This is a genomic window from Streptoalloteichus hindustanus (assembly GCF_900129375.1).
In the GTDB taxonomy this organism is placed as follows: domain Bacteria; phylum Actinomycetota; class Actinomycetes; order Mycobacteriales; family Pseudonocardiaceae; genus Streptoalloteichus; species Streptoalloteichus hindustanus.
Map to the genome: position 1 here is coordinate 250,123 of NZ_FQVN01000002.1, position 13,143 is coordinate 263,265.

6 protein-coding genes and 1 pseudogene are annotated in these 13,143 nt (G+C 73.4%); 6 read left to right on the forward strand and 1 reads right to left on the reverse strand.

Annotated features, from left to right (window positions below; genetic code table 11):
* The first annotated feature begins 210 nt into the window (after positions 1-210).
* From lanKC to BUE43_RS06735, 6 genes and pseudogenes are all read left to right on the forward strand, one after another.
* Complete coding sequence (lanKC, locus tag BUE43_RS06710) at positions 211-2,901, forward strand: class III lanthionine synthetase LanKC (RefSeq protein WP_073480522.1); 2,691 nt, start codon at positions 211-213, stop codon at positions 2,899-2,901.
* A gap of 10 nt (positions 2,902-2,911) precedes the next feature.
* Complete coding sequence (locus BUE43_RS33300) at positions 2,912-3,055, forward strand: SapB/AmfS family lanthipeptide (RefSeq protein ID WP_143173996.1); 144 nt, start codon at positions 2,912-2,914, stop codon at positions 3,053-3,055.
* A gap of 94 nt (positions 3,056-3,149) precedes the next feature.
* Positions 3,150-4,844, forward strand: coding sequence for an ABC transporter ATP-binding protein (locus BUE43_RS06715; protein WP_073480523.1), 1,695 nt, complete (start codon positions 3,150-3,152; stop codon positions 4,842-4,844).
* Between the two features lie 7 nt (positions 4,845-4,851).
* Positions 4,852-6,675 carry an ABC transporter ATP-binding protein gene (locus BUE43_RS06720; protein ID WP_327083423.1) on the forward strand — a complete coding sequence of 608 codons (1,824 nt, stop codon included), beginning with the start codon at positions 4,852-4,854 and terminating at the stop codon, positions 6,673-6,675.
* A gap of 82 nt (positions 6,676-6,757) precedes the next feature.
* Positions 6,758-7,557, forward strand: a pseudogene (locus BUE43_RS06730) (IS5 family transposase).
* Between the two features lie 208 nt (positions 7,558-7,765).
* Positions 7,766-10,876 carry an AfsR/SARP family transcriptional regulator gene (locus tag BUE43_RS06735; protein WP_073480943.1) on the forward strand — a complete coding sequence of 1,037 codons (3,111 nt, stop codon included), beginning with the start codon at positions 7,766-7,768 and terminating at the stop codon, positions 10,874-10,876.
* A 3-nt stretch (positions 10,877-10,879) separates the two neighbouring features.
* Here the strand turns inward: BUE43_RS06735 and BUE43_RS06740 are convergent, their stop codons facing one another.
* The gene (locus BUE43_RS06740) at positions 10,880-13,138 is read right to left on the reverse strand and encodes a S9 family peptidase (RefSeq protein ID WP_073480525.1); all 2,259 of its coding nucleotides are present in this window, start codon (positions 13,136-13,138) and stop codon (positions 10,880-10,882) included.
* Positions 13,139-13,143: the final 5 nt, after the last annotated feature.

Genomic DNA, 13,143 nt, shown 5'->3' on the forward strand with positions numbered 1-13,143 from the left:
AATCGAGTTGTGGTGCGTGTGGGTGGTGGAACCGCGTTTTCTCGTCACGCTCGGTGGAGAACTCGCCGGTAGCTAGCGTTTTCCTGACGTCCGTGCCACGACCCCGATTCGTTGGAATGGAGCCTTGGCCCCGGGCCCGAGCTGTGAGGAAATATCCCGGTCGTCGCCACGCCGTATGTGCGGGCAAAACCATCCGGGAAGGGCCTGTGTATGGACGTGCGGTACGAGGCGTACTGCTTCGCTGATCCGCTGTTCTACGACGCTCCCACCCGTGGTAATTCCGCCGAGACGGTTTTCGAGGATTCCCTGCCGTCATTGCCGGTGGGCTGGTGGCGCGCGGAGCGGGACGTCTGGACCGTCTGCCGCCCGCACGGCCACCGGTTGCCGGAGCAGGGGTGGAAGATCCACGTCTCCGCGACGATCGACAACGCCGAACGCGTGCTGCGCCAGGTCTGGGACTACTGCACCGTCGGCCGCATCGCCTTCAAGTTCCTGCGTGGCCCGCGTGTCCTGCTGGCCCGCAACGCCAAGTACGCGCCCAGGGAGGCCAGCGGCAAGCTGGTCACGATCTACCCGCCCGACGAGGCCGGGCTGGAGCGGGTGCTGCGCGAGCTGTCCGCCCGGCTGGTCGGCGAGCAGGGGCCGTACGTGCTCAGCGACCTGCGCTACGGCCCGGGACCGCTGTACGTGCGGTGGGGCGCATTCGTGGACATGTGGACGAATGACGACGCCGGGCAACAGGTTCCGGCCGTGCGCACGCCGGAGGGAAACCTCGTTCCCGACGAGCGGAAGCCGTATTTCCGCGTTCCGCCGTGGGTGCGGGTCCCGGAATTCCTGGAACCGCACGTCGCGGCCAGGGGGAAGGGCGATCCGGACGCGTTCCCGTACCGGGTCGAGAGCGCGTTGCACTTCTCCAACGGCGGCGGGGTCTACGTCGCGGCGCCCAGGGCCGGCGGCGAGCGGGTGGTGCTCAAGGAGGCGCGCCCGCACGCCGGGCTCGACCGGGACGGCACCGACGCCGTCACCCGCCTGCAGCGCGAGCGCAGGGTCCTGCAACGCCTGGCCGGCGTGCCCGGGGTCCCGGTCCTGCACGACTTCTTCACCGCGTGGGAGCACCACTTCCTCGTGCAGCAGCACCTGCCGGGCACCACCCTCGGCAAGTGGCTGGGCCGTGAGTACCCGTTGACCGGACCCGAGGACGCGTGCTCCCCCCAGGTCCTCGCCGACTACACCGACCGCGCGCTGCGCGTGGTCGACGAGGTCGAGCGGCTCCTCCACGCCATGCACGGGCGCGGGCTCGCCTTCGGCGACCTGCACCCGAACAACATCCTGATCGACGAGGACGACCGGGTCGCCCTCGTCGACTTCGAGCTGGCCTTCGAGCTCGACGAACCCCGCCGGCCGGCGCTCGGCGCCCCCGGGTTCGCCGCGCCGGCCGACCGGGCCGGCGTCGCCGTCGACGAGTACGCGCTGGCCGCGCTGCGACTCTGGCTGTTCCTCCCGGTCAACCTGGTGGCGGCGCTGGAACCCGGCAAGCTCGCGCGGTTCGTCGACGTCGTCCAGGAGCGCTTCCCCGTTCCCCCCGACTACCGCGAGAAGGTCCTGCGCGAGCTGACCCCGGCCGCCGACGCCCCGCACCCGTTGACGGGGCTGCCCGGGCCCGTCGCCGGCGCCACGCCGTTCGACGAGCCGGAGCCGGACTGGAGCGCCGTGCGCGCCGCCATCGTCGAGGGCATCCTGCGCAGCGCCACCCCGCACCGCGGTGACCGGCTGTTCCCCGGCGACATCGCCCAGTTCGTCAACGGCGGGACGACGTTCGCCCACGGCGCCGCCGGTGTGCTGCACGCCTTCCACGTCACCGGCGCGGGCCGGTTCCCCGAGCACGAGCAGTGGTTGCTCGACACCCTGGACACCGAGCCGCCCCGCCGCCCGGGGTTCTTCGACGGCGCGCACGGCGTCGCGCACGTGCTGGACGAGCTGGGGCACCGCGACGTCGCCCGCGCTCTGGTGGAGGCGTACGCGCCCTCGGTGACCCGGATGCGGGACCACACCCTGTCCGGCGGGCTCTCCGGCATCGGCCTCAACCTGCTCCACCTCGGCGAGCGGTGGGACGACCCGGCCTGCGTGCGACAGGCGGTCGAGGTGGGCGACCGGCTCGCCGACCGCCTCGTCGGCGCGCCGCCCGAGCCGGGGCCGAACGGCAAGGCCGGTCTGGCCCACGGGTGGTCCGGTCCCGCGTTGCTGTTCCTGCGGCTGTACGAGCGGACCGGCGACGACGGGTGGATCGACGCCGCCGACCGCGCGATGGAGTGGGACCTGCGGGAGTGCGTCGAGCGCTCCGACGGCTCGTGGCAGGTGCGGGACGGCAGCCAGCGCACGCTGCCCTACCTGGAGGTCGGCAGCGCCGGCGTCGCGCTGGCCCTGGCCGAGCTCACGGCGGTCGCGCCGCACGCGCCCTCCGCCCAGCGGCTGGACGGAGTCCTGCGGGCCTGCCGCGGCGAGTACGTCGCCCAGCCGGGACTGTTCCTCGGCCGCGCCGGTCTGGTCGCGGCGCTGGTGTCGGCGGGGCACTGCCGGGGCGACGCCGCCGATGCCGCGCTCGTCCGCCGGCACCTGCGCCAGCTCGGCTGGTGGGCGCTGCCGCACCCGGCCCGGAGCGCGCCGGCGGAGACGGCCGCCGAGACGCGGGCGACGGGCCTCGCCTTCCCCGGCAACCAGCTCCTCCGGCTGTCGATGGACGTGGCCACCGGCAACGCCGGGGTGCTGCTGGCCATCGCGCACGCGGTGGACGGGACGGCTCCGCTGCCGTTCCTGTCCGCCGGCTCCCTGCCGGCGACCCGTCGCCGGCTCCCAGACCAGCCAGCCCCGACGCTGGTTGGACCCCCCGAAAGTAACCAGTGAGGAGAACACCATGGAGTTCGTGCTGGACCTGCAGGCCATGGAGGCCACCGAGACCCCGGACGCCGGCGGCGCGATGGAGCACGGCGGCGGCGGCTCGAACCTGAGCCTGCTCACCCACTGCGGCCACAGCGCGCTGAGCCTGCTCACCTGCTGACGCTGGGCCTGACGGGGTGGGAGCGGCGCATCCGGACTGCGCCGCTCCCACCTCCCCCCATGATCGCCCCGTCGACGGCCGGAAGGAACTCCCCGTGCCAGCGAATCCCGCCGACCGGTTGCTGTGCGGCGTGGTCCGCCGGACGCCGGGGTGGCTGGGGTGGCTCGTCGTCAGCGCTGTGGTCGGCGCGGTCGCCGCGCTGCTGCTGCCGGGCGCTGTCGCGCGGGGTGTTGACGCCGCGCTCTCGGCGGGCAGCGCGTCGGCGGCGTGGTGGCTCGTCGCGCTGGCGATGACGATCGCGGTTGCCGACGCGGTGGGCGAGGTCGCCCAGGCGCGGTGCGCGAACGCGGGCGCGGCGTGGCTCCGGCGACGGCTCACCCGCCACCTGTTGGGCATGGACCTGCGGGGACACCGCCGGTTCGCCCCGGGTGACGTGGTCAGTCGGATCAGCGGCGACGCGGCCGAGGCCGGCGGTGTGGGGCCGATCTGCGTGCGGCTGGTGTCGGCGGTCGCGGTGTCGGTGGGAGCCGTGGTCGCGTTGGCCCTGCTGGACTGGCGGTTGGCGGCGGTGTTCGTGGCCAGCGTCCCCGTCGCGCTCCGGTTGGCGGGCGGGCACCTGCGCCGCACGGCCGACGATGTGGCCGCGTACCAGCGGGTTTCCGGTGAGTTGTCCGCGCGCCTGCTCGACGCGGTGCGCGGCATGCGCACCATCGAGGCAGCCGGCGCTGTGGAGCGGGAGACCCACCGGGTTCTGCGTCCGCTGCCGGATCTGGCCGCCGCCGGGCACGGGATGTGGCGCGCGCAGGCCGCGCTGGCCTGGCGGGCCGGGCTGCTGTTGCCGGCGGTGGAGGTCGCGGTGCTGATCACGGCCGGTGTCGGTGTCGCGCAGGGCCGGACGAGTGTCGGCGACCTGGTGGCCGCCGCGGGCTACGTCCCGCTCGGCATGATGGCGATCGGATACGGGTCGCACCTGACGAGACTGGCGCGCGCTCGCGCCGCCGCCGCGCGCGTCCTCGACGTTCTCGACACCGCTCCGGGAGGGGGCGGTCGTCGGGATGCGCCGCCGGGACAGGGGCGGATCACGCTGCGCGCGGTGTCGGTGCTCGACGACCGCGGCGCCCCCGTTCTGTCCACTGTGGACTTGGATGTGCCGCCGGGGGCGACGGTCGCGGTCGTCGGTCGCTCCGGCGCTGGGAAGTCCACCCTCGCCGCCGTCGCGGCGGGTCTGCTCGAACCCGACGAGGGGCAGGTGCTCCTGGACGGCGTGCCCGTTCGAGATCTCCGGCCGGAAGCGGTGCGCGGCCTCGTGTCCTGCGCGTTCGAACGCCCGACGCTGTTGGGATCGACGGTGTCGGAGGCCATCACCTACGGCCTCGCTCCGGAGTCGAGGCCGTCCGGGGAGGGCGTGCGCGCGGCGGCGGTGGCGGCGCAGGTGGACGACGTGATCACGCGCCTGCCGGAAGGGTATGAGACGCCACTGGTTCGGGTGCCGCTGTCCGGAGGTGAGGCGCAACGCCTCGGCCTCGCCAGGGCCTTGGCTCGTGACGCGCGGGTGCTGGTGCTGGACGACGCCACGTCCAGTGTGGACACCGCGACCGAGGCGCGGCTGACCGCCGCCGTCGCCACGGCGTTCCCCGACCGCACGCGGCTGGTCGTGACGCATCGCCTGTCGACGGCGCGCCGCGCGGATCTGGTGCTGTGGCTGGACGAGGGGCGGGTCCGGGGCCGCGCGCCGCACCACGAGCTGTGGGACGAGCCCGACTACCGCTCCGTGTTCGCGGCGCTGTGAGCCGTAGGTGATCACGTTGCGGGACAAGGTGACGGGAGATCGGCCGCGTTCTCCCCGGAGCGGGCGCCGGCTCTACCGCCGCGCGCTTTCCGGGCGGGGCCGTGCCGTCCTCGTGCTGGTCGCCTGGTCCCTGGTCGAGGGCGTGCCCGGCTTCCTCTCCGGTCATCTGCTGGGACTGGCCGTCGACCGGGGCTTCGCGGTCGGCCGGATCGCGGCGGGGATCGCCTGGCTGGCGGCGTTCGGCGCGGTCGCCGTGTTCGGCGCGCTCGGTTCCCGCCAGGTGTTCGCCGGTCTGGGCACCGTGGTGGAGCCACTTCGGGACGCCCTGGTCACAGCGGTGGTTCGCGGTGTCCTGTCGCGGGGCTCTGGGGGCGGCCGGTTGCCGGAAGGCGCGGTGGTGGCGCGGCTGACCCGGCACGTCGAGGTCGTCAGGGACGTCACCGGAGGGCTGCTGGTCCAGGCGAGGTCGCTGGTCGTGACCGCGGTCGCGGCCGTGGTCGGGTTGCTCGCGACAGCTCGGGATCTCGTGTGGTTCGTGGTTCCACCGCTGCTCCTGGCACTCGGCCTGTTCGTCGTGCTGTTGCCTTCCCTGGTGCGGAGGCAGCAGAAGGTCGTTCTCGCTGACGAAAGCGCCGCTGAGGCCGCCGCGTCCGTGCTGACGGGCATGCGCGACGTCGTCGCGTGCGGCGCGCAGCGCCAGGCCGCCGAGGAGATCATCGCGGAGGTCGACGCGCAGGAGAGGACGGCGGTCCGGCTGGCTGTCGCGTCCGCGTTCCGCGTGGTGGTCGTGGCCGTCGGGGGCTACCTCCCGCTCGCCCTGGTGTTGGTCGCGGCGCCCGGACTGGTCGCGGCGGGGCGGATGAGCCCGGGCGCCGTGGTCGCGGCGGTGGCCTACCTGACCACTGGCGTCCAACCGGCGTTGCGCAGCCTGGTGCAGGTCGTCGGGTCCGCGGCGGTCCGCCTTGTCGTGACGCTGCGCAGGCTGGCGGAGGTGTCTGTCCCCGATCCTGTTGGCGGGGCGGGGAACTCGGGGATGGTTCGGAGCGGTCCACGTCCGGACGTGACGATCCGGGGCCTGACCTTCCAGTGGGGGCCGCGCGCCCAACCCGTCGTGCGTGCCCTCGACCTGGATCTCCCGGCGGGGGACCACCTCGCGGTCGTGGGGCCGAGTGGCATCGGCAAGTCCACACTGGTCCGTCTGATGACCGGTCTGCTTCCCGCGCAGCGGGGCGAGATCCGCGTTGGTGGAGCGCGCGTCGACGAGGTGTCCGAGGTGGAGTTGCGGCGGGTGGTCGCGCTCATTCCCCAGGAGGCGTACGTCTTCGGCGGCACCGTGCGGGAGAACCTGGCGATGCTCGCGGTGGACGCCGACGACGCCGCGTTGCTGAGGTCGGCCGACGAGGTCGGCGCATTGTCCATTGTGGACTGTCTGGGCGGGTTGGACGGGATTCTCGACCACGGCGGCGCGTCGCTCTCGGCGGGGGAGCGCCAACTCCTGGCGCTGGCGCGGGTGCACGCCAGCGCGGCCGGCGTGGTGATCCTGGACGAGGCGACCTCGCACCTGGACCCGCTCGCCGAGGCGCGGGCCGAGGAGGCGTTCGTCCGGCGCGGCGGGACGCTCGTCGTGGTCGCCCACCGGCTCAGCTCCGCGATGCGGGCGCGACGGGTGCTCCTGCTCGACGGGGACCGGGCGCTCCTCGGCCGGCACGACGAGCTCCGCGCCAGCTCGCCGCTCTACGCGCAGCTCGTCGACGCCTGGCGGGCAGGGGCGGTGGAACCGGGGCAGGACGTCCCGAGCGCGTCCGCCACGCCGAGCGCGTCGCCCTTCTAGGAACGCCGCCCTTCTTAGTGATCAGCTCAGAACGAGCTGGATGTCGGCTTTGCCTGTGACGCAGGGCGTACCAAGTCAGCGTGTGCGTGAGGAGGTCCTGACCGACCAGCTGTGGGCCCGTCTGGAGCCCCTGATCCCGGTGCACCCGCGACGGTTCCGTCATCCCGGCCGCCAACGTGCCGACGATCGCGCCACCCTGGAGGGCATCCTGTACGCGGTACGCACCGGCATCGGCTGGAACCGGCTGCCCCGCCCTGTTCGCCAGCCTCGGGCCCACCTGATGGCGGCGGTTGACCGAGTGGCACGAGGCCGGGGTGTGGCAGCAGTGACACGAACGCCTGCTCGCCGAACTGCGCGCGGCCGGTCTGCTCGACCTGTCCACCGCGCTGGTCGACTCCACACACCTTCGTGCCCTCAACGGGGGACCACACCGGGACGAGTCCGGTCGACCGACGCGAACCCGGCTCGAAGCACCACCTGATCACCGACGCCACCGGCATCCCACTCGCCATCACCCTGACCGGCGGCAACCGCAACGACGTCACCCAACTGATCCCGCTGATCGACGCCATCCCACCGATCCGAGGCGTGGTCGGCACACCACGCCGGCGACCACGCGGGCTCTCCGCCGACCGCGGCTACGACCACGACAAGTACCGCCGCCTGGTCCGCGCCCGCGGCATCACCTCGCTGATCGCCCACCGCGGTGTGGAGCACGGCTCCGGCCTGGATGGGCGCCGCTGGCCGGTCGAGCGAACCTTCACCTGGATCAAAGGCTTCCGACGACTCCGCGTCCGCACCGAACGACGAGCCGACGTCCACCAAGCGATGCTCAGCCTGGCCTGCTCGATCATCCGCCTACGCAAGCTCGTTCTGAACTGATCACTAAGACCGCTGCCCTTCTCGGAACGCTGCCCTTCTGCGCACGTCGTCCTTCTCAGCGCTCGTGCTTCTGAGCGCTCGTCCTTCTCGGCCCGCCGCATCGCGTGACGCTTGCCTTGTGCGACTGACCATCGGAGAGGGTCGCTGGCAGAAAGCGGGGCGCGTCCCGGCGTCGGATGTTCGCTGAGCGCCTGGAAGGCTGGTGTGGGTGCGGGTTCAACTGCTCGGACGGATTCGGGCTTACGACACCGACGGCGCGCCGGTCGAGGTGGGCGGGATCAGGCTGCGCACGCTGCTGGCCCGGCTCGCCCTCGACCCGGGACGCGTGGTGCCGGCCGACTCCCTGATCGACCGGTTGTGGGGTGACACCCCGCCGGCCGACGCCGTCAACGCGTTGCAGGCGCTGGTTTCCCGGCTGCGCAGGGCGCTGGGCGGGCCGGAGTCGGTGGAGTCGGTGGCCGGCGGCTACCGGCTGGCGCTGGGAGCGTCGGACGTCGACGTGCACCGGTTCGAGGAGTTGGTCGCCCGGGGCCGGCGGGAGTTGGCCGCCGACCGCCCGCTTCGCGCGTCGGCGTCGCTCGACGAGGCGCTCGGGCTCTGGCGGGGCGCGCCCCTGACCGACCTGTCCGGCAGCCCGTTCGCCGAGGCCGCCGCGCGGCTGGAGGAGCTGCGGGTGGCGGCGGGCGAGGACCGGTTCGACGCGGCGCTGCGCCTGGGCCGGCACGCCGAGGTGCTGGCCGATCTGGAGGCGGCCGGTAGGCGTCACCCGTTGCGCGAGCGCCTGGCGGTGTTGCGGATGCGCGCGCTGGTCGCGGCGGGACGGCAGTCCGACGCGCTGGCCGTGTACGAGGACATCCGCCGCGTGCTGGCCGAGGAGCTCGGCGTCGACCCGTCGGAGGAGTTGCGGCAGACGCACGTCGCGGTGTTGCGCGGTGAGCACGGCCGGCGTGCGGTGCGCTCGGAGCCGCGGCTGCCGGTGCGGTTGACCAGCTTCGTCGGTCGGGACGACGAGGTGAAGCTGGTCCTGGAGCTGATGGAGACCGCGCGGCTGGTCACCATCGTGGGGCCCGGCGGCGGGGGCAAGACGAGGTTGGCCGTGGAGGCGGTGACCCAGCACCGGGCGTACGGCGGCGGGCGGGTGTGGTTCGTCTCCCTGGCCGGGCTGGACTCGCCCGCCGGGCTGGCCGACGCGGTCCGCGGCGCGCTCCGGTCGGCCGACCTGCGCCTTCCCGAGGGGCGGCCCCAGCCGGACGACCCGTTCGACCAGGTGGTCGAACTGCTGCGGGGCGGCGAGGCGGTGCTCGTGCTCGACAACTGCGAGCGGCTGACCGCGGACGTCGCGGAGTTCGCGTACCGGCTTCTCGACCGCCTGCCGCACGTGAACGTGCTCGCGACCAGCCGGGAGTCGTTGGGGATCACCGGGGAGGCGCTGTGCCGGCTCGGGCCGCTGGAGGTGCCCGCGACGGTCGAGCGGGCGCCCGAGTCGGCGGCCGTGCGGCTGTTCGTCGACCGCGCCGCCGCCGTGCGACCGGGTTTCGCGCTCGACGAGTCCACGCTCGGCCCGGTGGTGGACATCTGCCGGCGGTTGGACGGGCTCCCCCTCGCGCTGGAGCTGGCGGCCGCCCGGCTGCGGTCGATGACCGTGGACCAGGTGGCGCGTCGGCTGGACGACCGGTTCCGCCTGCTCACCTCGGGGAATCGGACGGCGCTCGCCCACCAGCGGACGCTGCAGGCGGTGATCGACTGGAGCTGGGACCTGCTGTCGGAGCCCGAACGCGCGCTGGCGCGGCGGTTCTCGGTCTTCCCCGGCGGAGCCGACGAGCGGGCGGCCGCGGCGGTGTGCTCACCGGACGGGAGCCCGTACCTCCTGGACTCGCTGGTCGAGAAGTCCCTCGTGGAGCTGACCGCCGACGGCCGCTACCGGATGCTGGAGACGATGCGGGCGTACGCGGCGGAGAAGCTGCGGCACAGCGGCGAGTGGCCGGCGGTCGGCGCCCGTTTCGTGCGGCACTTCGTGGAACTGGCCGAGGAGAACGAGCCGCTGCTGCGCACCCGCGACCAGTTGCGCGGGTACGCGATCTTCGACGCCGAGTACGACAACCTGGTGTTCGCGTTCCGGTCGGCCGTCGCGACCGGGGACGCCGACTCCTCGTGGCGGCTGCTCCTGGCGCTGTACTGGTACTGGTCGATCCGGTTCGAACCCAGGTCGGAAGAGCTCATGGCCGAGGTGCTCGAACTCGGCGACGCACTGCCCGAGGACGTGCGCGCGACCATCAACGCGCTGCACGTCCTGACCAACAACCGCGCGTGGTTTCCCGAGCGGGAAACGGCTCGCGCGCTGGTCGAGGAGTGCGTCCGCACCGGGGCGGTCGACCGGTTCTGCGTGCTGGTGCCGGTGGTCGTCGGGGCGGCGTTCCTGTACGGGCTCGACGATTTGGCCGAACACGCGCTGCACCGGGCCAAGCACCACCGCGACCGGTGGGCGCGGGTCTGCGCGTTCTACGTGGAGACCGTGGCCAGGGTCGACCGCGGTGACTGGCAGGGCGCTCTGGCGGCGCGGGCGGTGGCGCTGGAGAAGGCCGAGGAGATCGGCGAGCGCTACGCGCTGTCCGTGACGCTGTTCGACGCGGCCCGCGCCCACTCCGTCGACGGCGAGCACCGCAGGGCGGTGGCGACGATGGAACGCAGTTCCGCCCTCGTCGCCGAACTCGGCGGTGGTGAGGAGATCTGGCACCGGACGTGGCTGGCCACCGAGCGCATGCGCGGCGGTGATCTGACCGGCGCGCGGCGCGAGGTCGACGCCGCGCGCCGGCTGCTGAACGGCGAGGTCCGGCAGCACGCGGAGCTCGGGTTCCACCGCTGCGTCGCCGACCTGCACCGGCGCCTCGGCGAGCCGGAACTCGCCGACCGGGCGCTTGACCGCCTGGAGGAGGTGGCCCACGAGCTGTCCGTGCTGCCGGAGGCGATCGCCCACCTGGTGGTCCCGGCCCGGATGGCGAACCTGATCACCGCGGGGCGCGCCGCCGAGGCGCGCGAGCTGTTCCCCACGGTCGTCGAGGCGGTCCTCGCCCTGCGCGATGTCGCCCCCGCCGCGGAACTGCTCGCCCGGCTGCTCCACCTGGAGGGCGACCCGACCGGTGCGGCCACCGCGCTGGGGATGAGCGAGGCGATTCGCGGCGCGTTCGACCGGGGTGAGCCCGAGCTGACCGAGCTGGTCGCCGAGCTCACCGAACGGCTCGGCGCCCCGGAGTACGACGAGGCGTACCGCCGGGGCGCCGAGCTGTCGCGGGACGACGCCCTCGCCAGGCTGCGGGCGTGACCGTCAGAACCAGGCGGCCAGGACCTCCCAGTTGAACGCGACCGGGGCGATCCGGTGCTCCGGCGGCTCCACCCCCATGAGGTTGCGCACCAGGAAGTCCCACCGGCGCCGGAAGAGGTGGTGCTCGTACCCGAGGAACAGGTGCTCGGCCCCGGGGAGGATCAGCGTCTCGACGTCCTTGTCGAGGCTGACCAGGCGCTCGGCCAGGCGCAGGGTGTGGTCGACCAGGACGTTGGGGTCCATGCCGCCGTGGACCAGCAGCAGCTTGCCCTGGAGCCGGTCCGCCCGGTCCACGTTCGAGACCAGCTCGTAGTCAACCTCGTCCAGCATGCCGTGGTAGCGCTCGGGGAACTCGGCGTGCACGTACCGCAGGTCGTGCGGCGCGCAACTGGCCACCCCGACCCGGTAGAACTCCGGGTGGTCGAGCATGGCGCGCACCGCCTGGTGCCCACCGGCCGAGTTGCCCATCACGCCCACCCGGTCCATGTCCATCCACGGCCGGGTCTCCGCGAGCTGTCGCAGCGCCGCGACCTGGTCGGACGCGGCACCGATGTTGCCGAACGACGCGTCGGAGAACGCCTTGTCGCGTCCGGGAGTCCCCCGTCCGTCGACGGCGACCACGACGAAGCCGAGCGCGGCCAGCCCCTCGGCCTCCTGGCCGTAGAAGCCCGGGTCGAAGGTCGGGTGGACGCGGTTGGTCTGCGGACCCGGGTAGGGGTGGTCGATCACCGGGTAGCGGAGCGCGGGGTCGAAGCCGTGCGGCTTGTAAAGCACGCCGTACACGTCCGTCACGCCGTCGGCGGCCTTGACCCGGAAGCGCTCGGGCGGGTTCCAGCCCGTGGCGAGCAGGCCGGAGATGTCCGCGCGCTCCAGTTCGACGGTGATCTTTCCGGCCCAGTCGCGGACGGTGGTCACCGGCGGCGTGTCGTGGGTCGAGGCCGAGTCGACGAAGTACGCGCCGTTCGGCGCCACCGTGACCGCGTGGTCCAGGTCGTCGTCGGTGAGCCGGACGAACCCGGAACCGTCCATGCCGACCCGGCACACCGAGCGGCGGTACGGGTCCTCGGCGACCAGGCCGGAGGCGGTGAAGTACACCAGCCCGCGCTCCTCGTCGACGTGCAGGATCTCGCGGACGGCCCAGTCACCGGAGGTCACCCGCCCCTTCAGCGCGCCGGTCGCGTCGTACCGGTAGAGGTGGCCCCACCCGTCGCGCTGGGAGTACCACAGCACCTCGGACCCGCCCGAGAGCACCGCGACCATCGGCGGCTGTCCCTCCGACCACTGGTTCGGCTCCACCCTGGTGTCCCCGGTCTCGGTCACCACGGTGTCCACCCGCCCGGTCGTCGGGTCCATCCGCTCCAGGGAGAGGGCGCGCCCGTCGCGGGACTGCCGCAGGAAGTACACCGCCGTTCCGTCGGCCGCCCACCAGGCCCGCCGAATGGACACCGGGGACACCACCGACATCAGCAGCGGTTCCGCCTGGGCGTTCACGACGGCGCCGGTCGTGATGTCGAGGACGACGAGCTCGGCCAGCGGCAGCCGTTCGTCGCCCGTGTGGTTGTACCGCTGGGTGTGCAGCCTGGCGGGGCCGCCGTCGGCCGGCAGCGCCTCGACGCGGTGGGTGCGGCGCACACCCCGCTGGTCCGTGCGGTGGGTCAGCACCCGGGTGCCGTCCGGCGACCACGCCGCGGCCGGGGGCATGGTCGGGAAGCCGAGCTTGTTGACCAGCACCGAGTACTGCCACCAGTCCGGGGATGTGGCGTAGTCGAGGTCCTGCTCGCCGTCGGTGGTCAGCGCCCACTCCTGACCGTCGGCCAGCCGTCGCACCCACAGGTCGTGGTCGCGGCGGAAGATCGCGTGCCGCCGGTCGGGCGAGGCCAGCTCGACGAAGTCGACGGCCGGGCCCGGCTGGGCGGGCTCCACCTCGTAGGTGTCCAGCCGGCAGCGCCAGTACCCGCCGCGGGCGGCGAACTCCACGCCGTCCGCCGCGAGCTCGATGGCCGCGAACGGCAGGGCCGCCGCGTCCACGTCCTGGCCCGAGGCCGTGGCGAGCGCCTCGGCGAGCCGCTGGTGGTCGAACGCCGGTCTCCGGGTGCCCGCGGCCGGGTCGACGAGCACGAACCGCTTGTCCGCCCGGTACCAGAACCCGGCGCCGCCGTCGGTCCACACAGGACTGATCCGGTCGCGGGACACCAGCGTGTGCCGGTGGTGCGGCATCAGTTTCTCGGCGGCCTCGTAGGCCCTGGGGTCGAGCTGTCGCATCGGAG

Excerpts from the sequence above, each read along its gene's own strand:
- lanKC (WP_073480522.1), top strand. The coding sequence starts at position 211 with ATGGACGTGCGGTACGAGGCGTACTGCTTCGCTGATCCGCTGTTCTAC.
- BUE43_RS06740 (WP_073480525.1), bottom strand. The coding sequence starts at position 13,138 with ATGCGACAGCTCGACCCCAGGGCCTACGAGGCCGCCGAGAAACTGATG.
- BUE43_RS33300 (WP_143173996.1), top strand. The coding sequence starts at position 2,912 with ATGGAGTTCGTGCTGGACCTGCAGGCCATGGAGGCCACCGAGACCCCG.